A 20,535-nucleotide genomic window follows, 5' to 3' on the forward strand; every position below is an offset into this window, starting at 1 on the left:
ACTTTTGCTAATCACTTAGTGTAATTTCACAATATTGGAATAGAATAATAACACTTACAAAAAAACAATGCAAACCAAACTTCTGCGCTCTTCAACAAAAAAACCTCGTGCTCTTCGTGTCCCTCGTGGTTAAATAATGTGTGTGTTTATCACTCCGCTACCGAAACCAACTCCAGATCAATCGTACGTTTCCGTGGACTCACCTCTGAAATCTTTACGCGCACATTATCCCCGAAATGGAAGGTTTTCCCGGTTTTCTGCCCGACAATCGTCATCGTTTTTTCATCGAATGAATAACGGTCTCCCGGAAGTTCCTGAATCGCAACCATTCCTTCACATGCGTTTTCCGTCATACGTACAAACAACCCGAAATCTGCCAAACCGGAAACAATTCCATCGAATTCTTCCCCGATCTTGTCGTGAACGAACACCACCTGGAAGTACTTGTTGGATTCGCGTTCCGCTTCCGTAGCCTTGCGCTCCGTGCGTGAAATGCGTTTACAGATATCATCCAATGCGTTATTGTACTTATGCGGTCTGTTCTCCAGACATTCCAACAGAATGCGGTGAACCATCAAATCGGCATAGCGACGGATCGGTGAAGTGAAATGCGTATAATACTGGAAAGCCAACCCGTAGTGACCGATGTTGTCGGTGTCGTACGTTGCTTTCGCCATGCTTCGAATTGCCATTTGCTGAATGATGCTGAATTCGTTTTTCAAACGGATATCGTTCAACAATTTATTGATACTTTGAGCTGCTTTTTCCGGACTGGTGAATTCAAGTTTGTATCCGAATTTATCCAAAAACAAACCGAACATCGCGATTTTCTCCGGATCCGGTTTATCGTGAATCCGGTAAACAAACGGAACAGGATCCTTTCCTTTTTGCGGCATTCCAACGTACATCGCAACGCGCTTGTTTGCCAGCAACATGAACTCCTCAATCAGCTGATGGGCATCTTTCGAAACCTTCACAACCACGTCAACAGGCTCCTTGTTTTCATCCAGCTTGAAGCGAATCTCTTCCGAGTTAATCATCAACGCGCCCTGCTTAAACCGCTCTTTTCGATAGATTTTTGCGATTTTATCTAAAGTATGCAATTCTTCCTTGTACGGACCTTCAGCTCCTTCCAGGATTTCCTGCGCGTCTTCGTATGCAAATCGGTGGTCGGAATGAATAACCGTTTTACCAAACCATTCGTTGTAGATCTTTCCCGTTTCGTCCAGTTCGAAAACCGCTGAAAAAGTAAACTTATCTTCTTTCGGTCGAAGCGAACAAACCATGTTTGAAAGTTGTTCCGGTAACATCGGGATCACCCGATCCACCAGGTAAACGGAATTTCCTCGTCGGTATGCTTCCTTGTCCATGGCAGAATCGGGTTTCACATACTGACTCACATCTGCAATGTGGACACCAATTTCCAAATGACCGTTTTCCATTTTCCGGATCGAGAGCGCGTCATCGAAATCCTTCGCATCGACCGGGTCAATGGTAAAAGTCAGAATATCGCGAAAATCGCGTCGCTTCGCGACTTCCACCGGATCCAGTTCAAGGGTTACTTGCTCGGCTTCATTCATCACATCGGCTTCAAATTCAATCGGAATTCCCTGACCGATCAGAATCGAGATCATCTCATTATCGTGGATGGAATTTCCACCCAAAGTCTGGATCACTTCCCCAAAAGGAAATTCAGCAGATTTGGGCCAAACGGTGATTTTCACCAAAGCCTTATCCTTGTTCTTTGCTTTATTCAGTTTTTCAAGCGGAATGTAAATCTTCACACCCGTTTTGCTATTGTCGGGAATTAAAAATGCGTGCTTATCAAGCATGTGGATGGTTCCGACAAACTGCGTTCGCTCACGCGAAACAACTTCCAGTACTTTTCCTTCCGGTCGGGTTCCACTTTTCTTCATTAGGGAAACGCGAACCACATCTCCATGGATTGCATGACCCAAGTTGTGAGGAGCAATAAAAATATCGGGTTCATTTTTTCCAACATTCACAAATCCGGAGCCACGTTGTGTGAGTTCCAGTTCCCCTTCAACCGTGTCTGTCTCATTGGAAAAGATATAGGTTTCATGACCGCTTTTACGGATGAATCCTTCTGTTTCCAATTCACGAAGCAGGGCAACAACCAATTTCCGCGATTCACTTTCGTGTACGTGCAACAAGGTACAAACCTGTTTGTAGTTCAAAAGAGCTTCCGGATGTTGCTCAAATAATTTTCGAATAATGTGATACAGACCGGTTTTCAGTTTCTTGGTCGATTTATCCTTGATTTTTTTTGGTCCTTTTTTGCCCATAATTCGTGTTGTAATGTAAAAATACAAATACGAAATGACATTCAACGATTTCGGTTGTTTATCGAGGGTTTGTGCAGATGTAATTGCTAAATTCGTAAAAAACCATATTCACATGAATGTACAACTTTCTGCTTCTCATGAAACAAGTCGCTTAGGAATTATGCACCTGAAGCGTTATTGGGAAAAACAACAAGCAATCAAAAACCGACAGTTGAATAACGTAGAAATTCCGGATGAATGGTCATTGGATGATACGCTATTAGCCGCATTAAATCTTGGATTGGAACAAACCATTAGGCACCTTTATGTGTCTGACCCAACTTTGCAGGAATTTGAAGATTGGATTCTTGAATTGAATGGTGGTATTATTCCGGAAAAGAATATTCGACAATTCAATTCGTATATACTAAACGACTGTAAAACCAAAAAAAGAGAAATAGAACAAGTTCTCAGCGATGAAGATTTGCGGTTTTGGGATCAAAATGGATATTTGATAATTCGTCAGGTTATTCAGAAAGCAGATTGTGAGGAAGCAGTTAAAGTAATTTGTGACTTTATCGATGCAGATTTGGATCATCCGGAAACCTGGTATAAAACCCATCCGGCGAAACAAGGCGTAATGGTACAACTATTTCAGCATGAGATATTGGAAAAAAACCGTCAATCAGATAAAATTCGCAGAGTGTATGAACAGTTGTGGAATAGAACCGATTTGTGGCTTAATACGGACCGCTGTGGGTTTAATCCACCAGTGACAGAAACGTATACTTATCAAGGTTTTCCAATGCATTGGGATGTAAGTTTGAAGCAACCCATGCCGTTTGGCTTACAGGGAATTTTATACCTTACCGATACATCCGAGGATCAAGGAGCTTTTACATTGGTACCCGGATTTCACAACAAAATAGAACAATGGTTAACGAATTTACCGGAAGGTGAAAATCCGAGGACACAGGATTTTTATGCGCTCGGAGCAAAACCGATTGCTGCCAACGCAGGGGATTTTATTATTTGGCATCATGCCTTACCACATGGAAGCAGTCCCAATTTGGCACATTCTCCACGAATTGTTCAATACATCAATTATTCTCCTGCTGATATGGATATCGAAAAAGAGTGGATTTGAATCGGCAATAAATTTTGATCGAAGAACCTTCCAAAAATGCTAAAAAATAAGCTTTTGGGTACGCTTACAATTAAAGTTGAAAACCAACCAATCTGGAAATCAACAAACGGATTACACCCCGGAGTTAAAAAATAGGCGATTATTACGGTTGTAATACATTATTTTAAGCTTAAAATGATAACTTTGATAGAAACAGAACAAAATTTACAACAATGAATAAGCGAATTGAAGTGGCATTAAATGATCAAATTCAAAAAGAATCTTCTTCCTCTCAATACTACCTTGCGATGGCTTCATGGGCTGAAACAAAAGGGTTGAACGGTACAGCGAAATTTATGTACACTCATTCAGATGAAGAGCGGTTCCATATGTTGAAATTGATCAAGTTTGTTAATGAACGTGGAGGGGTAGCTGTTGTTCCCGCAATTCCGGAACCGCCGAGAGAATACGATTCTTTGGAGCGCGTTTTTGAATTGTTGCTGGAGCATGAAGTAGGTGTTTCTGAGAGTATCAATGATGTGGTAGACGCTTGTCTGCAGGAAAAAGATTACTCGACGCACAATTTTATGCAATGGTATGTTTCCGAACAATTGGAAGAGGAAGCATTGGCTCGCAGTATTCTTGATAAATTACGTCTGATCGGCGGTGATAAAGGGGGTCTTTACTTATTTGACCGCGATATGGAAATGACTGCGGCAGCGGCTTCGAAAGGAGGAAATGCAGATCAGAAAGCGTAATGCTTTAAGAATGAAACTTTTTCGGTGAATTATTCGTTGAAATAAACGAAATAAAGTACTCTATGCTCGTTCGATTAATAGGAATTGGAGCTGTTGTTGCGTTTGCTACTACTAGCGCGGTAAGTCAAGTCTCGTATCGTTTTAGAAATTTTTCTATTAACGATGGACTCTCGCAGAGTTCGGTGACGACTATTGTACAAGATGAGGTAGGAACCTTGTGGTTAGGAACACAAGATGGATTGAACCGGTTTGACGGACAGCAATTTGAAGTCTTTACTTCCGATGATACTCCAGGACTTGAAAGCTCCTATATCCACTGTGGTCTGAAAGACCGGTTTGGTGAATTGTGGTTCGGAACGGCAGATGGAATCTCTGTTTACAATCCCAAAAAAGAAACCTTCCGATCGCTTCTGGCTTCAGATGACAATAACCTTTCAATAGAAAGTATTTCAGAAGACCACCATGGGAATATCTGGTTGGGTTCATCTACCAATGGCTTGGCAAAATATGACCGAAAAACCAAAAAAGTTTCCTTTTTAACAGGTGAGATCCCTTCCAAACGGATTCACTATATCAAGTTTGTTTCGGATGACCAGCTGATCGTTTCGTTTGAGGATGTGGGAGTTTATCTGTATAGTCTGAAGACAAAAAGATGGAAAAACCTTGCTCCTAAAAACATCCAAAAGACTTGGTTGGTTTCGGATGTAGAGAGATTTTCCGAGAACAGTTTTGTTCTATCCAGCAATGAAGGACTGTGGCTTTTCGACACACAAAACCAAAAATTGTTCCCCTTCCTGAAATTCATCGGAAAAGATTACGGGATTGAAGAGTTCACGGATGTGTATGTGAAGTCGGTCAACGAATTTTACATAGCAACGGTCAACAATGGCTTGATAAGTGTGGACAATTCCAAAGACGGGTACCGTATTACATTCAGTAAGAAAGACATTTTCCAAAAAAACGCCATTTTATTCAATGAATTGAATGAATTGTTCTGTGATGAAAATGGAACGATCTGGATCGGAACGTTACGCGGTTTGAGCGGTTTTAATCCTAAAAATTATTCCTTCTTTGGTGTTGGAACATCATCCAACCTGAGCATAGGTCTTCCTTCAGAAAGTGTTTGGGGATTTGCCGAATCCGATGACTTTTCCAAAATTTATATAGCAACAGATTTTGCCATCTCCGAGCTGAACAAAAAGACAGGACAATTCAAACATTACTACATTTCAAAAGCGCAGGATTTCAACGAAAAGAGCATTGTTTCGATTTATCATTTAACAGATAAACACTTTTTGATCGGAGCTAATGATGGATTATATGAATTGAAAATCCAGGGTGGAAAAGGAGCCTTTAAAAAGATCAATTACAAAGGAATTGCCAATCCATCAAGCTTTCAAAGGGTTTACAAGATCACACCGTATAAAGAATCACAGTATTTTATCGCCACGAAAGGCGGAGTCCTGTTGTATGATATCAAAACAGGTACATTTGAGCCCTTTGTTTATAATCCGAAAAAACCGAAGACGAGCATCGGAGCAGGTGTTTGCCGCGTATCCTACAAAGGACTGAACGGAGATTACTATTTTGCAACAGGTGTCGGTGGGATTAACGTGCTGACATTCGACAAAAACGGAAAGGAGCAAATCGTCCCTTATCCCAACAACAAATCCATCCTGAGAGCAAGCAGGGATGTCATTTCAAGCATTTACCAGCAAAATGAAAACACCCTGTGGCTGGGCTCTTCAGGTTCCGGGCTGCTCAAGCTGGATTTGAAAACAGGTAAAGTAGTTGCTTATACGCGTAAACAGGGATTACCCAACAATTTTGTCTACGGAATCCTTCCGGATGAACGGGGAAATTTGTGGCTGAGCACGAACAAAGGACTTTGCAGATTCAATACCGTGCTGGAACGGTGTACCAATTATTCGGAAGTGAACGGATTGATGAGCAATGAGTTCAATACCGGCGCTTACCTGCTATCCGGAACAGGAGAAATGTACTTCGGAGGAATTGAAGGATACAATTTTTTCAATCCTGAAAATCTCCAGGAATTGAAAGAAAAAGTATATGTGAACTTTTTAAAATTTCGCTTTGATGACCAATGGCTGAAGCCGGGTGACAAGGAAGCTCCGTTTAGAGATGCCTTCTCCTATCAGCCGAACATCAAATTAGGATACGACGAGCGGAGTTTCACCATTCGCTTTTTACCGACAGACCTGATCAATCGGGATCTGCTTCAATTCAAATACGAATTGGAAGGGTTGGATGAAGGGTCCGTGTTTTTAGGTTCTTCCAGTGAAATCCACTTTACCTCATTGACACCGGGTAATTATGTCCTGAGGGTTTACGTAAAAAGAATAGACGGAAATTGGGTTCAGGCAAGCTCCCAAATGAGCATCGAAATTGCCGCACCTTTTTGGTGGAAATGGTGGTTCTGGGTGATTGTTCTAATCGTCTTGACCCTTTTGATCATTACGTTCATTCGCTCACGAATCGATTTGGCCCGAAGGGACCAGGTGCGTTTGGAAATGAAGATTGTGGAGCGGACGAAAGAAATTCGGGCTCAAAACATGAAGATCGAATCTCAGAAGAAAGTCATTGAACAAGAGAAACACAAAGTTGAAGAGCAAAAGAGATTGCTTCAGATTGAAAAGGATAAAACGGAGACACTCCTTCGAAACATTATTCCGGAATCGACAGCGGAAGAGTTAAAGACAAAAGGAAGAGCATCCGCACGTGCTTACAAGACGGTTTCTGTTTTGTTTACGGATTTTGTCGGTTTTACCAAGATTGCCGAAAACATGAAACCAACAGATCTGGTGAATAAGCTGGATGTGTATTTCAGAAAATTCGATGAGATCATTGTAAAGAATAACCTGGAAAAAATCAAGACCATTGGTGATGCATACATGTGTGCCGGTGGGGTTCCGGTTAGAAACAATACAAACCCGATCGATGCTGTTTTAGCTGCACTTCAGATTCAGGAATACATGAACACCCTGAAGAGCAACGGACTAAAAACAGGGGAAGAATTTTGGGAACTGCGGCTGGGAATCAATACAGGAGAAGTGACCGCCGGTGTGATTGGTTCGGAAAGATTGGCGTATGACATCTGGGGAGCTACCGTGAACCAGGCACAGCGCATGGAAATGATGGGAGAACCTGGAAGAGTGACCATTTCCGGATCGACGTTTAAGCTCATCGAACCTTATTTTGAATGCACCTACCGCGGAAAGGTAAAAACGAAAAGTAAAGGGTTGATTGAAATGTTTACGGTTGAGCGCATCAAACCTGAATTATCGATCAATGGGGAAGGACTTTATCCGAATGAGCGTTTTCAGCAAATTGTAAACCTTCACTTATATAGTAGTATCAATTACTATAAAGCAGAACGTCATATCATCAAAGTATTGGAGAAAGGATTGTCCCCCATGCTGCATTATCACAGTATCGAACATACCAAAGATGTGGTGCGTGCTGTGGAGCGTTATGCACTTTTGGAGGGTGTAACCGATGAAGGTCTGTTCCTATTGAAATCCGCAGCAACTTATCACGATGCCGGATTTGTTGAGATCTATGAAAAGAACGAACCAGTTGGAGCACGGATGGCAGAAGAGATCCTTCCGAAGTACGGATACTCGGATCAACACATTGCACAGATTAAGGAATTGATCTTCGTGACCCAGATCCCGCATCAACCCAAAAACAAATTGGAGCAGATTATTTGTGATGCGGATTTGGATTACCTGGGAAGAGATGATTTCCATGAAATTGCCGATAGATTGAGAAGAGAGCTACGTGAACATGGAAAGATAAATAGTGATCGCCAATGGGACAATATGCAGGTAGCATTCCTGAATATGCATAAATACTTCACTCCGACGGCAATTGCCAGCAGACAAACGAAGAAAATGCAAAACCTGAAGGAAGTGGAAGAGCGATTGGCTCGGAATGAATACAAAGATTGATCCGAACCATTCGGTTAGGTGGAATAAAAAAACAAGCTTATTTTTGAAAAAAATTTGACAATGAAAATCGGTTTTTGGGGAGTACTTGTATTGGTGCTGATTGCGTGTAAAAAGGAAGAGGATTTTGTACCACACAATAATATTGAAGGAACATGGACCTGGATTTCTACAGCGAAGGATTCCACCTTTTATGAAGATACGGCAAGCTCTTCAAACAATCAGATCCTGAATCTCATAGATTATAAGAACATCGAGTGGAAACGAAATGATACGGTGTATTACAGTGGAATCTACCTCTATGCAATTAAGGAATCTGCAACGTTGGGAACGAATAAGTGGATCATGGACCTGAGTGGGATTCCCTATGGATTTATGTTAAATCGTTCAGCGGATACCCTGTGGCTTCAGGAAGACCGGGTTGGTGGATATGTCTATCGTTTTTTAAGACAATAAACAAAAAAGCACCAATCACTGAGCGGAGTCGAAGTGTCGGTGCTTTTTTAATCAATCAATCTTATGTCTAGCTGAATAAAACGCTGCTTCCGTATTTTCCGGCAACAGGGTTTACAATCAGTGTGGGAATTTGTGCATCATTTGTCAGGATGTACTGCTCGTGATTTGCTGTGATAACTCCCAACATATTGTTTCGGTTCAGGTTCATGATAGCGATCAAATCCGCATCAAGGGAAACAGCGTGTTTCACCACCTCTTTATCAAATCCACCCGTTGGAACAACCTTTGTCGTCACATCAATTCCTCTTTCATGGAAAAAACGCACTGCAAATTGGATATTCGCCTTTACCTGGTGACGTAGGAATTCATCTGATTCATCCGGAGTGATGATATGCACACGCGACTTGAAGTAAGTAGCAATGTTTGCCACATACACCAACTTTTGTTTTGTTTCCTTGTTCAAATCCAAAGGAACGACAATATCATCATAACCCGTTTCTTTGATCGGCTTTTCCTGAACGACAATGAAAGGTACCGTTGAATGTGTAATAACCTTCAAGGCATTGCTTCCGGTGATGTATTGCCATCCGGTTTGACCGTGAGTACCCATGAAAATCAATTCAGCATGATTTTCGGATGCAAAGTCACCGATATCATCAAAAATATTTCCAACGCGGATAAAAGGAGTAATTTTTATTTCATTTTTATGTTGTTCAACAACAGCATTCAGTTTTTCCTCAGCTTCACCAACTGCCTTCTCTTTTGCCACAACATGTAAAAGCAAAATTTCAGCACCAGTCCTTTTAGCAGTATTAATAGCATGATTCAGAGCATTTTCTGCAACTGGTGTAAAATCATGGGGAACAATAATGGTCTTTTTTTCCATAAGGAGCTTTTGTGGGTTTTATATAGTAGTGCAAATGTAATCAAAGCTTTAGAAGCAAGAATCCATTTCTTAAATCAATATTAAAAATAAGACGTTAATAAAACAATAAGTCGTTGTTTTTTCTCACTTTTGCTTGGATTCGACTACTTTTGTGGTTACTAAAAAAATTAAAGGAAATGCCAATAATCGGGAAATTACTTAAAAAGACTACCGAGTTTTCGGCGCGTAGAAATGCGTTGAAGGGACTTGATTTCAAAGATCAGATAAAAGTTCTCTCAAAGATTTTGAAATTTGCTCAAGAAACAAAATTTGGCTATCACTATGACTTTCAGTCCATTCTGGACTCGGAAAACATGGTGGAAGAATTTCAGAAAGCAATTCCGATCCGCGATTACGATCAGTTCTATCAAACCTGGTTGCACCGCTGCCTGGATGGGGAAGCAGATGTGATTTGGCCTGGAAAGATTAAATATTTTGCACTTTCTTCCGGAACAACCGGCTCGCCGAGTAAACGAATTCCTGTTACAAAACAGTTTATCCGTTCGTTTCAAAGAAATACACTGAAGCAATTTACGGCAACGGCAGACTTGAATTTATCAGACGGATTTTATCAAAAATCATTGATAGCAGTTGGTGGCTCCTCCAAACCGGAAAAGAAGGGAAATCACTACGAAGGAGATTTGTCCGGAATTTTGAAAAAGCATACATCTGTTGTATTGCTTCCATTGACGAAACCGGATGCAGAAACTGCAGCTATCAAGGACTGGAATAAGAAGCTGGATCGGATGGTGGAAAAAGCACCGGAATGGGATATCAGCACGATCGCCGGGATTCCAAGCTGGTGTATCATGCTTATGGAACGCATCATCGAAAGATATAAGGTAGATTCGATCCATGATATTTGGCCTAATCTGGAATTGTATCTATCCGGTGGAGTATATGTGGAACCGTATCTGAAACGCTTCGAAAAAGTGTGTGGCAAAAAAGTTCACATTCTCAACACCTATTTGGCTTCCGAAGGATATTTTGCCTATCAGAAAAGAGCAGAAAGCAATGGGATGCAGCTGCTTCTTAAGTCGGGTATTTTCTTTGAATTTGTTCCGTTCAACCGCGATAATTTTGACGAGTATGGAAATCTGAAACCGGAAGCAAAGGCCTTAACGGTAGATGAGGTAATAGAAAAAGAGGATTACGCCTTAGTGATTTCAACGAATGCAGGTTTGTGGCGTTACCTGGTGGGAGATCTCGTACAATTTGTGGATTTGGAACGCCGTGAAATTCGTATCAGTGGTCGAATCAAACAATACCTGAGTTTAGTCGGGGAACACTTGTCGCTTGACAATATCAATATGGCGATCATGAAAACAGGGGAAAAACTGAACGTCGCTATTCCGGAATTCTGCCTGTATGCTGATGCAAGAGAACAGCGCCATTATTGGTGTTTCGGGACAGAAACCCCTTTGGAAAACACGGATCTGGTTATGAAAACGGTGGATGAATTTTTGTGTGAACTCAATGATGATTATGCTTCTGCCCGGAAATATGACACCTTGAAATTGCCCATTTCTTATCAGACGGACGTAAAAAATTTCTATAAATTCATGGAAGAGCGCGGGAAACTGGGTTCTCAGAATAAATTTCCACGTGTGATGAATGAGCATCAGGCAAAAGAGTGGCGTTTGTTCTTAGGAAGGTGACCCTAAACCCATTCTTCTTGGACACCTGTGTAACTAAATTCCCACAGATGCACAGATATTAAGGCGCTTACCAGTCGCCTTTTTTCTTGTGAATTATGAAATTTGTAGTTGGTAAAACCAAGAAGCGAGTGCGGTAGCCGAGCAAAAAATCAGTGCATCAGCGGTAAAGAAAAACACAGTGCATCCGGAAGCCTTTGTGGATTATGAATTAAGTCTTTTCAACTCGCGCTCGCGCTGTCTGGATTTGTAGATCGCATTGGCAATCACCACCAAAATGATCATGGCAGAACCGGCATAGAAGTTTCCATTCAGCAATTCATCCTCGTGTAAAATCGGGATAGCCAGAAGAATCGTGTACACTGGTTCCAGGTTGATACTTAAGGAAACCGTAAAAGCACCCAGTTTCTTCATCACTTCAATGGTGGCAATGAATGCGAAGGAGGTACAACAAATTCCTAAAAACAAAAGCCAGGCAAAATCACTACCCGACATCTTGAAAAGATTCCCGTCCAGCTTTCCATTGTACAAAAGCATCCCGGAAAGAAAGACCAATCCGATCCCCATTTCGTGAAGTGTGATGGCGGAGGAAGGAACTTCTTCAGCGAGTTTTGCATTGAACACGGAAAAGAAACCGGCACAAAGTGCAGATGTCAATCCCAATGCAAGTGCCAGGTATTGTTTTTCGTCAAAGTCGGAGGAAACAAAGTAGATCCCAAAAATCACCAGGGAGCCGAACAGGAACTCGACCCAGGAAAACTTCTTTTTGAACACGAGGGGTTCAATCCAGGTCACATGAAGGGTTGCTGTGGATAAACACAAGATTCCTAAGGAAGCGGTTGAAAGTTTAATGGCGCTGTAGAAAGTAATCCAATGCAGTGCCACAATAATTCCTGTTCCGAAAACCTTCAGCATGGTTTTTCGATTATGAATGCGCATGGGCATTTTCAACAAGTACAAACCGATTAGGAGGGAAATGAATGCGATCAGGATGCGGTGCCACACCAGGTATTGTGCTTCAATATGAATGAGCTTTCCTAAAATTCCCGTGAAACCCCACATAAAAATAATGAGGTGCATTAAGATATAATACCGGAACTTTTGAAACATGTCGTAAAAGTAGCCCTTATTTAAATGCTTGCTTTGTTTCTTTTGACAAATTCTTCGAAAATGGATTTTTGGTCGAAGCTGAAAGCCATGGCGCGAGTGTGAAATAGATACAAGCGATTACCAATGACGCAATGGTAGGGCTCGGTATTGAAAAAGACTTCCGTACCGATTTGATCGAAGATTTCTGAAGCAATTTTCGCATCTGCCTGATTGGTAAATTTCCATTCTTCAATCACACCGTCCGGAAACATTCCGTCTGGATTTTGCTTGTAATAAAAATATCCCCAAATCGTCTCTGCACGCGCAAAGACATCACACCCTTCAAGCGATTTACCCTCTGATTTCAAGAAACTGTTGATCCGGGAGTTTTCAAATAAAATCGGATAAAATGGCTGACCTTCCACCCATTGAATGGATTTGTAAGACAATTCACCGTAAAGCTGTTTGCTCACCAGACGCGTGGTATCCGAACTCCCTATTTTAGCTGTGACATCCGAACAAAAGCGAACGAATTCCTTACCCGGAGGATTTGAATAAATTTCAGTCTTTGATGAAGTACAAGCACCCAAAAGAATCAGAAAGCAGCTGAAAAACAGGATTTGTTTCATTTCCGGATTATATAGTTCGATTAAAAGTAGCCTATTTTTTGAACTTGTTAAAAGCGATCGAAATCATTCAACCGAAAGGTGAAAGGGAAAAATTAAAACGGGGAAGTGAAGAAAGGAAGTTTGTTATCGAATTAAGAATTCAAAAAGTAAAATTAGGAGTAAATCATCTCTGCATTCTTAATTCAAAATCTGCATTAAAAGGCTATCTTTGTAAAAACAGAAGTTATGTCACACATCATCACATTGAGCGATTTTATTATGGAACGTCAAGCGGAATTCCCAGGTTCATCGGGAGAATTATCGCGTATTTTGAACGATATTTCCATTGCATCAAAAATTGTGGCACGTGATGTTCGCAGAGCCGGATTGGTAGATCACATTTTGGGTTCTCACGGAGACACGAATATTCAGGGTGAGGAACAACAAAAACTGGATGTGATCGCAGATACGCAATTCATAAAAGTATTTGAATCAAGTGGTGAGATTTGTGGAATTGCTTCTGAAGAAAATGACGACTTTTTAGCCTTTACAACTGAGCGTGCTCAAAGTGGAAAATACATCGTGTTATTTGATCCGCTGGATGGATCTTCGAACATTGATTGCAATGTTTCCATCGGAACTATTTTCTCTGTTTACAAACGGATTTCTCCAAAAGGAACAGCAGCTACTTTGGAAGATATGCTGCAAAAAGGAACACAACAGGTGGCAGCCGGATATGTATTGTATGGTTCTTCCACGATGTTGGTTTATACGACCGGACATGGTGTGAACGGATTTACACTGGATCCATCAATCGGTGAATTCTGTTTGTCGCACCCCAATATGCGCATGCCTGAAACGGGCCGCATTTACGCCATGAATGAAGGAAATATCCACGAATGTGAACAAGGAGTGAAAGACTACGTTTCATTTTGCCAGGAAGTGCAAGCTGATGGAAGACCTTACTCCGGAAGATATATCGGGTCATTGGTTGCAGATTTTCATAGAAACCTGATCAAGGGAGGAATTTATATTTACCCGGTTACCAACCAAAGTCCGAAAGGGAAACTGCGTTTGCTCTATGAATGTAATCCATTGGCTTATGTTGCAGAACAGGCCGGAGGAATGGCAACGAATGGAACCGACCGCATCCTGGATTTGGAACCACATCAATTGCACGAACGCTGCGGATTCTTCACAGGATCGAAACAGATGATGGAAAAAGCAATCGATTGTTTGGAAAAAGCACGCGCGAAAGCTTAAATGTTCCTGGATTTCCGGAAAATAGAAAACCTGCATATCTTACTTTGGCTTCTCAAAGACATTTGTTGGGCTGCTGATTTGAAATGGCTGGGAACGTTTATGATCCTGCCGACCATTTCCGTGGCAATCTGGTTGACCTGGAAAATGCGCAAATCTGTTTCGGAACTCATGCACAACCTGGCAGTGATCCTTTGGATTCTAGCAAATTCTGCCTGGATGGTAGGTGAATTTTTCTTCAACGATACAACCCGACCTCTTGCCTTGATTTTTTTCGCTCTTGGAATTCTTTTGTTATTGGTTTTTTATGGGAAAGAGCTCGTTTCAAAGATTCTTTCCAGGGAGAAAGGCCCCCAATAATTCATCCTTCTGTACGGAATCCCATTTTCAAGTACGGATTTTCGCAACAATCAAAAGATCGGGTTTCACTTAGTTTGCAGAAACAAAACGACCGGTTATGCGCCTGCTTATTTTAGTGATCATAGTTACAAGTATTCTTACATCATCTTGTACGATTCAAAAAAGAACATTCAGAAACGGGTATTATGTCTCGTGGAATAGGTCCGTAAAAAAGGACAAAACTCAACCAAAGGATGAAGTCACGGCGAAAAATGAGCAGCTAGCTGAATCAACGGGTTCTATAGATACGATTTGTAATGCAGACGCGAAAGCAAAAGAAGAACGATTTGTTTGTGAAAAAACGGATACGCTTCAGGTAATGGAAGGAATTCATTTGAATGATTCGGTGATTGAAAAACCAATAGTTCAACATGCTGAAACGGCATTTATAGAGCGATTGAATGACGCAGTGGAAAGCGTCAAGGAAAAGAAACGCCTGAAAAAGGAAGCGGAAACACTTGAAAAAACTCCCAATCTTTTTGCCATTAATTCCCTAGTCTTTTCGATTGGTTATGTCATCCTCAGCTTCATTACAATTTACACCAGTTTGTTTGCATTGGCCATTATTTCTTTTCTGCTTGCCCTCTCCCTTGCAATTGTTGCGATTGTGAAATGGAAACGGAACAAAGGGAATTTCTGGGGAACTTTTTTTGCTGTGATTGCATTGGGTTTATTGGTTCTGGGAACGCTTATCTTGTTACTTTTTATTGTTGCAGGGTCGCTTTAATTATTTCATGGTGTTCACAACCGGATTGGAAGGCAGGAATTGTGCAGTTTGATCGTCCTTATAGGAGGAACCTTTACCTTCCAATAATTTCTCAGTTAATTCCGGATAGCTGACCGATTTACCAACTTCCAGCATGCGTTTTTCAGGCTGTTGCAAAATCGTTTGAACTACCGTGATGGTATCGCGGATAATCTTTGAGGCAGTGATAATCGGAATTTCCCGGACAATCGTATCATGAATGATTTGTACAGATGAAGCGGAAGTTCCATTGGTCAGGGAAATCTCCAAAGGATTTCCGGAGAACCGCCAGTTCAGAGAGTAATTCTTTTGGTTCCCGGCAAGAAAAAGAATCACCAAACAAGCGGCACCGATCAATGCCTGGTAAAGCGGAATGGTTCTGTTCAGGATGGACTTTTTCTTTTCCCGGATCTGAAGTGCACGCGGTTCCACGGAATCGTATTCCAATGCTGCTGTAGCAGAAATAACCGTTCTTTGAAGGGTGTATTCCGCTTCAGTCAGATGGTTCAGGACAAATTCCCGTTCCTCTGAAGTGAGTTCCTCAAAAGATTTGGATTCGATCAGGTCGAATAAGCGTTCGTGTTGCTCTTCCATATCAATTCAATTTAAAAAGTGTTGTTTCAAAGCTCGGGTCAAAGTGTTTCAATTGATCCGACATTTTTTTGGTGGCATAGAACAGGCGTGATTTGACGGTTCCCAATGAACTCTCCGTTATTTCTGCAATTTCGTTCAGCGGAAAATGTTCCAGGTAGCGCAATACAAATACCGTTTTGTGGTGGTGTTCCATACGATCGATACCTTCTTGCAATGCTTTTAGAAAGAGTTGTTTTTCCGCCAGGTTTTCTGCCAATCCACTCGGATGGTTCATTTCCGGATAAAGTGAAACCGTTTTTCCATGATGACGGTAAGCAGTCTTACACATATTTGAAGCAATGGTGAAAATCCAGGAGTAGAATTTTTTATTGGGATCGAACAAGTGTTTTTTCTCCATCAACTTCAGGAAAATATCCTGCACGAAGTCCTGTGCCAGATCCACATCCTTGTTCAGCATTTTGATAAAGTAACCCAACAACTTTTTACTGTACCGGTGATGCAATTCCACCAATGCAGCTTCTGCCTGTTTGGCAGACAAAGGAGAGTGATGGTCCATTACCTGAACCATCAACTCTTCGTCGCTTTGTTGTTTATGATGTAAACTTTTCAAGGTTACTTAGGCTTTTCACTTTTCTATGATTTCCATCACAACTCGAAAGCCGATTGTTGGGTCCGGGTTTGAATAGGATTGTGTTTTATCAAAGGTGCATTCTTCGAACAAGTCATACCAAGATCCTCCCAATACTTTTCCTTTGGTACTAGTCATTTCTGAAACATTCCCGAAGGTATTGTAGAATCCCATTTTATTCGGATCATACATGTTCACTTGCACCTGGTGAAACCCGCCGTCATCAAAAAAACGGTCTTTCGAAGGACGGATATTTCCAAGGTAATGTTTATCGTCTGCTTTAATATCATTATTAGGGAAAGGAGTAATGGCTTTCGGGTCTCCGGAACCGGCTGCAGTTCGCCATTCCAATTCGGTCGGCAAGCGGAAAACAACCTGCGTGTATGTTCTTTTTCGCTGTAAATTGTATTGTTTGGTCAACCATTCACAGTAAGCTTTAGCTCCTTCGTAAGAAATGCAAACAGCAGGGTAGTTTTCATAAGCTGGATGCCAGTGATATAAATTCATCATTGGGTCATTGAAACTAACTGCGTACTTCCCTTTTGTCCATTGGGTAGAATCATACAAAGCAATCTGAAACAAATCCGTTTTACCTGAGACCTTCAAGTTATTTAGGAATTTGTTGTAATCGCCATTAGATACTTCGTATTTGTCCAGATAAACGTTTCCTTTCACGGGAATCATATTCTTTTCCATTGTTTTCAAATCCAATACGGTTGAAAGAAAAGAAGTCGATTTGTCTTTACCGGACAATAATTCCAACACATCACTTTGTTGACCGCTTTGTTCGGCAATTTTTAAAAGAAGAGGTTCTAGTTCGAGCTTTTTGGTCAACTCTTCACTTTCTGCATAATGCTGATACAATTTAATCATCGAAGGAAGATACATTCCGTTGAACACTTCACCTTTCATGTCCCCGATATTATAGGAAAACACTTCCTTCAGGTAATCCAATAAGTATCGTTTTTCGTAGTTTCTGCGAATGATCACGGTATTATCAAAACTCGATTCACTGTATTTGTAAGCAAGACCTGTAAGATAAAGTTTGTCGCCGAAAACATCTTCAAATCCACTGATGGCACTGGCAGAGAAATAAGCCGGACGCTTGCCTTTGAGAAAATGCTCATAGAACTGTTTGGAAACGGCTTTCGCTTCTTCCTCTGTTTTGGTTTCCTTCAATATTAAAGGTTCGTACCCTAATTGTTTCAACAAGCGATTCCTATAATCGTCCATATTGATTAAATGAAGATTTATGATTGATACATCTTTTCTGAAATTCTTTGCGGCCTGAACAATCCAGGGTGCATAAGTATCATTATCTCCATACGTGAAAAGAATCGCATTCTCATCCAGTTCGGAAAGGATATTGTAAGCCCAGTTGAGCATTCCAACCGACAATTCATTGTTCTCAAACAGACGGTTAGCGTAGAAATTGCGTTTTTCGGGGTCGTTTTGCAATTCATAATGGATCATGAGCAAATCCTGAATCAATGGATCATTTGGTCGCAAGGCTTGTGCATTCAGCAGGTCTTGTGCTCTTAGTTCGTTTTCCGAACCGCTACTGTCATGGAAACCGTTTTCAGAATATTGAATGAAATAAGCTTCAAAGCTTTTGGGAATCGCCTTCCAAACCTGTTCGTGAATGGATTTACACTGTGATTGCCATTTGGTGCGTTCTTCTTCCGTTTGTGCCAGATTCCTTAAAGCGCGGTTAGCTCTGTAATAATTAATCCAAGCATTACCGTTTTGATTGTTTTTATCAATCTCGGCTTTCCAGAGTTTAATCTGTATTTCATACCAGGAAATTTCCTTCTCTTCCTTTGTGATACTGTAAACAGTTTCCGGTTTTGGTTCTTGAGAAAATGCATTCAGGCAAGTCAAAAATGTAAATCCGATCAGTAAGTATTTCATGTGTTTAATTTAAAGAAAAATCAGCGCGCTTGACTTTCGGGTTCTAATAGGATTACTCAACCACCCGGCAAAGGTTCATTTGAAAGAAACATTTTTTTGAAAAAAGTTTACTGAACACAAAAAAACCGCAGCAAACAGTGGGTTTCAGGCGGAGAAAACGACATGCCATAAAACAACAAAGCCATTCGTTTCCACGAGTGGCTTTTCTGGACATACTACTACTACTTATTACACCACACCTAAATGGGATTGATCGATAAAACTTTTATTACGGGTTTTAAGGAATAAGAACCATTACCTTGAGTAACGATACTACTATTTGCGTCAAAATCAATCAAGACCTCATAGGTGCTATTCGGTGCGAAATCAGTATTCAGATTGATCTTTAAACCTGATTGCTGAGCAGATGGAGTTGCCAATGGATAATACAAACTGTCAACCATGACGCTGTTTTCATCTCCCAGAATCAGGCGAAATTGCTCTAAATGTCCCGAAGGCAAAGTTCCGACATTCACCAATGTGGCGGAAACATCATTTTGCAGGGTTAACAAATCATAAACACCAGAATTCGTTGGAAGATTGATCCAGCCTTGTCCGCTGTGATGAACCTGAACTTGCAGAACCTCTACATTTACTTGTTGGAAATCACCAGGTGCATCCACCATCTTCACAGTCATATGACTTTCTCCTTCTTTCTTCTTGCACCCGGTAGAAACTCCCAACAATCCCACTGCAACCAACGCCACAAAATATACTATCGTTTTCATAATTTTCACTTTCTTGTCATAGGATTATAAAAGCTATGCAAAAAAGACAAATCATTGATTTTACTGATTTGTCTGCCGACTCGTTTTTTTCAAAATGAAAATTTCTATTTCAAATAGCAGAGTCCTATTTCTCGATGTTTGAGTGTAACAGAATAAAGGAATATGTTTATTATTGAATATGGTCGCTACAATTATGAAACACATCTTATTGATTCTTGCATTTGTCTTGATCTGTTTTCATGATTTTGGTCAGGAAGCAATCCACTTTTCCTATAATGGAATTTATCGGGGTAGAATTGAAATGAATGAGCGGAAAACGGAAGTCAAAGATATTGAAGTTGTATTAGAACTTGTCGATTCGATTTACTACATAAACCTGTTTGTGAATAAGAAGGATCGTACTTGGAATAATTTCAAATACATCGGATTGTACGCAACCGAATCGGTTGGAAATCTCGTGTTGAAGGGAAAGCATCCTTTTCAATCATCAACCTATACTATCCAACAGCAGCGTCCAACAGCAGTAAGTGAAGATGAAAAACGATATGATCATCTGCAACGAATGAATTTGACCATTCATATAAAACTAAAAGAAGCATGGTTTGGTAAAAAACACCTCAAAATGGAGCTAAACTGCTTGAAAGTAAATCAAAAGGATACGCCTAAAGTCTTTCATAATTATTCTCATAGTTATTTGCCTGAATTTTATTCCGGTTATTGCACCTTATTTAAAAACAAGTCGATTCGCGACAGTGTATTTCAATCGACCTACAATAAACAGGGGATGATTTGTTCTGCCAACAGTGCAGCTAAACCAAATTGGGAAAGTAACGCATGTGCCGGGAAAGATGATTATTCATTTAAAGTAGATTCCATTCGCTTCGATACAGCTTATGTCAATAAACTTGAGATACGAAATGATTGCAATCGCAGCATGGATACAATCTGTTTAACTGAAACGGTGAAAGTTCGGCTAGATTACTTTACCAATTATTACGGGGTTGCTGAATGCGAAATTTTTACGAACCCCGCCTATACATCAGAGGTTCTTTATACAAGAAAAGAAACCGATTACGTCAGCTGCATTCGAATATTGGATTATGTCAAGGACGAATTTGGTTTGGAATGGATACGAGTTGAATTGGATCTGTTAGTTTATAATGAAGAAGAAGTAGATGATTCAGACCATTCGCGGGTTCCCCAAAAGGTGATCGGCTGGGTATTTCAAAAAGCATTGCACACGTATTAATTTTCTTCATAGATGAATAACTGTCATCAATAAAACAAAAACAATCCATTACCTTTGCACCGTCTCGAAAACTATCGGGATTTACATGGGGGTACAGTGCGCTGTTCCCCCT

The 20,535-nt window shown here is 40.8% G+C and carries 17 protein-coding genes; 9 read left to right on the plus strand and 8 right to left on the minus strand.

Annotated elements, in window-relative coordinates; genetic code table 11:
• Positions 1-149 precede the first annotated feature (149 nt).
• The gene (gene rnr, locus AAG807_RS02645) at positions 150-2,306 is read right to left on the minus strand and encodes a ribonuclease R (protein ID WP_341900531.1); all 2,157 of its coding nucleotides are present in this window, start codon (positions 2,304-2,306) and stop codon (positions 150-152) included.
• A 112-nt stretch (positions 2,307-2,418) separates the two neighbouring features.
• Here rnr and AAG807_RS02650 point away from each other — a divergent pair, with 112 nt between their 5' ends.
• From AAG807_RS02650 to AAG807_RS02665, 4 genes are all read left to right on the plus strand, one after another.
• A complete protein-coding gene (locus tag AAG807_RS02650; protein ID WP_341900533.1) occupies positions 2,419-3,432 on the plus strand; it encodes a phytanoyl-CoA dioxygenase family protein in 1,014 nt (337 codons plus the stop codon).
• Between the two features lie 212 nt (positions 3,433-3,644).
• Complete coding sequence (locus AAG807_RS02655; RefSeq protein WP_341900535.1) at positions 3,645-4,169, plus strand: ferritin; 525 nt, start codon at positions 3,645-3,647, stop codon at positions 4,167-4,169.
• A gap of 62 nt (positions 4,170-4,231) precedes the next feature.
• Positions 4,232-8,140 (plus strand): adenylate/guanylate cyclase domain-containing protein, encoded by a 3,909-nt coding sequence (locus AAG807_RS02660; protein WP_341900537.1) that lies wholly within the window; start codon positions 4,232-4,234, stop codon positions 8,138-8,140.
• A gap of 60 nt (positions 8,141-8,200) precedes the next feature.
• Positions 8,201-8,593, plus strand: coding sequence for a hypothetical protein (locus tag AAG807_RS02665; protein ID WP_341900539.1), 393 nt, complete (start codon positions 8,201-8,203; stop codon positions 8,591-8,593).
• A gap of 67 nt (positions 8,594-8,660) precedes the next feature.
• On the opposite strand, the gene AAG807_RS02670 is transcribed toward AAG807_RS02665, so the two are convergent.
• Positions 8,661-9,479: a universal stress protein gene (locus AAG807_RS02670; protein WP_341900541.1), complete on the minus strand. Its 819-nt coding sequence runs from the start codon at positions 9,477-9,479 to the stop codon at positions 8,661-8,663.
• Between the two features lie 176 nt (positions 9,480-9,655).
• Between AAG807_RS02670 and AAG807_RS02675 the strand changes: the two genes are divergently transcribed.
• Entirely contained in the window at positions 9,656-11,176 is a 1,521-nt protein-coding gene (locus AAG807_RS02675) for a GH3 auxin-responsive promoter family protein (RefSeq protein WP_341900542.1), read from the plus strand.
• A gap of 201 nt (positions 11,177-11,377) precedes the next feature.
• Here the strand turns inward: AAG807_RS02675 and AAG807_RS02680 are convergent, their stop codons facing one another.
• The gene (locus AAG807_RS02680; protein WP_341900544.1) at positions 11,378-12,283 is read right to left on the minus strand and encodes a DMT family transporter; all 906 of its coding nucleotides are present in this window, start codon (positions 12,281-12,283) and stop codon (positions 11,378-11,380) included.
• A gap of 20 nt (positions 12,284-12,303) precedes the next feature.
• A complete protein-coding gene (locus AAG807_RS02685; protein WP_341900545.1) occupies positions 12,304-12,891 on the minus strand; it encodes a hypothetical protein in 588 nt (195 codons plus the stop codon).
• Between the two features lie 225 nt (positions 12,892-13,116).
• Between AAG807_RS02685 and fbp the strand changes: the two genes are divergently transcribed.
• The 3 genes from fbp (at position 13,117) to AAG807_RS02700 (ending at position 15,256) form a co-directional block, all read left to right on the plus strand.
• Positions 13,117-14,133 carry a class 1 fructose-bisphosphatase gene (gene fbp, locus AAG807_RS02690; RefSeq protein ID WP_341900547.1) on the plus strand — a complete coding sequence of 339 codons (1,017 nt, stop codon included), beginning with the start codon at positions 13,117-13,119 and terminating at the stop codon, positions 14,131-14,133.
• A complete protein-coding gene (locus AAG807_RS02695) occupies positions 14,134-14,490 on the plus strand; it encodes a hypothetical protein (protein ID WP_341900548.1) in 357 nt (118 codons plus the stop codon).
• Positions 14,491-14,587: 97 nt separating this feature from the next.
• Positions 14,588-15,256 (plus strand): hypothetical protein, encoded by a 669-nt coding sequence (locus AAG807_RS02700; protein WP_341900550.1) that lies wholly within the window; start codon positions 14,588-14,590, stop codon positions 15,254-15,256.
• Here AAG807_RS02700 and AAG807_RS02705 read toward each other — a convergent pair whose 3' ends face one another.
• From AAG807_RS02705 to AAG807_RS02720, 4 genes are all read right to left on the minus strand, one after another.
• Positions 15,257-15,868: a hypothetical protein gene (locus AAG807_RS02705; RefSeq protein ID WP_341900552.1), complete on the minus strand. Its 612-nt coding sequence runs from the start codon at positions 15,866-15,868 to the stop codon at positions 15,257-15,259. It abuts the gene before it with no gap.
• A gap of 1 nt (position 15,869) precedes the next feature.
• A complete protein-coding gene (locus tag AAG807_RS02710; protein WP_341900555.1) occupies positions 15,870-16,478 on the minus strand; it encodes a sigma-70 family RNA polymerase sigma factor in 609 nt (202 codons plus the stop codon).
• Between the two features lie 15 nt (positions 16,479-16,493).
• Positions 16,494-18,407 carry an SUMF1/EgtB/PvdO family nonheme iron enzyme gene (locus AAG807_RS02715; RefSeq protein WP_341900557.1) on the minus strand — a complete coding sequence of 638 codons (1,914 nt, stop codon included), beginning with the start codon at positions 18,405-18,407 and terminating at the stop codon, positions 16,494-16,496.
• 239 nt (positions 18,408-18,646) lie between these two features.
• Entirely contained in the window at positions 18,647-19,174 is a 528-nt protein-coding gene (locus AAG807_RS02720) for a DUF4382 domain-containing protein (protein WP_341900558.1), read from the minus strand.
• A gap of 193 nt (positions 19,175-19,367) precedes the next feature.
• On the opposite strand from AAG807_RS02720, the gene AAG807_RS02725 reads away from it, so the two are divergent.
• The gene (locus tag AAG807_RS02725; RefSeq protein WP_341900560.1) at positions 19,368-20,423 is read left to right on the plus strand and encodes a hypothetical protein; all 1,056 of its coding nucleotides are present in this window, start codon (positions 19,368-19,370) and stop codon (positions 20,421-20,423) included.
• Positions 20,424-20,535 lie beyond the last annotated feature (112 nt).

The organism is Fluviicola taffensis DSM 16823 (assembly GCF_943372375.1).
Taxonomy (GTDB): Bacteria; Bacteroidota; Bacteroidia; order Flavobacteriales_D; family Crocinitomicaceae; genus Fluviicola; species Fluviicola taffensis_A.

Coding starts and splice junctions, on each gene's coding strand:
- AAG807_RS02700 (WP_341900550.1), top strand. CDS start 14,588: ATGCGCCTGCTTATTTTAGTGATCATAGTTACAAGTATTCTTACATCA.
- AAG807_RS02695 (WP_341900548.1), top strand. CDS start 14,134: ATGTTCCTGGATTTCCGGAAAATAGAAAACCTGCATATCTTACTTTGG.
- rnr (WP_341900531.1), bottom strand. CDS start 2,306: ATGGGCAAAAAAGGACCAAAAAAAATCAAGGATAAATCGACCAAGAAA.
- AAG807_RS02660 (WP_341900537.1), top strand. CDS start 4,232: ATGCTCGTTCGATTAATAGGAATTGGAGCTGTTGTTGCGTTTGCTACT.
- AAG807_RS02655 (WP_341900535.1), top strand. CDS start 3,645: ATGAATAAGCGAATTGAAGTGGCATTAAATGATCAAATTCAAAAAGAA.
- AAG807_RS02705 (WP_341900552.1), bottom strand. CDS start 15,868: ATGGAAGAGCAACACGAACGCTTATTCGACCTGATCGAATCCAAATCT.
- AAG807_RS02725 (WP_341900560.1), top strand. CDS start 19,368: ATGAAACACATCTTATTGATTCTTGCATTTGTCTTGATCTGTTTTCAT.
- AAG807_RS02670 (WP_341900541.1), bottom strand. CDS start 9,479: ATGGAAAAAAAGACCATTATTGTTCCCCATGATTTTACACCAGTTGCA.
- AAG807_RS02675 (WP_341900542.1), top strand. CDS start 9,656: ATGCCAATAATCGGGAAATTACTTAAAAAGACTACCGAGTTTTCGGCG.
- AAG807_RS02720 (WP_341900558.1), bottom strand. CDS start 19,174: ATGAAAACGATAGTATATTTTGTGGCGTTGGTTGCAGTGGGATTGTTG.
- AAG807_RS02715 (WP_341900557.1), bottom strand. CDS start 18,407: ATGAAATACTTACTGATCGGATTTACATTTTTGACTTGCCTGAATGCA.
- fbp (WP_341900547.1), top strand. CDS start 13,117: ATGTCACACATCATCACATTGAGCGATTTTATTATGGAACGTCAAGCG.
- AAG807_RS02680 (WP_341900544.1), bottom strand. CDS start 12,283: ATGTTTCAAAAGTTCCGGTATTATATCTTAATGCACCTCATTATTTTT.
- AAG807_RS02650 (WP_341900533.1), top strand. CDS start 2,419: ATGAATGTACAACTTTCTGCTTCTCATGAAACAAGTCGCTTAGGAATT.
- AAG807_RS02665 (WP_341900539.1), top strand. CDS start 8,201: ATGAAAATCGGTTTTTGGGGAGTACTTGTATTGGTGCTGATTGCGTGT.
- AAG807_RS02685 (WP_341900545.1), bottom strand. CDS start 12,891: ATGAAACAAATCCTGTTTTTCAGCTGCTTTCTGATTCTTTTGGGTGCT.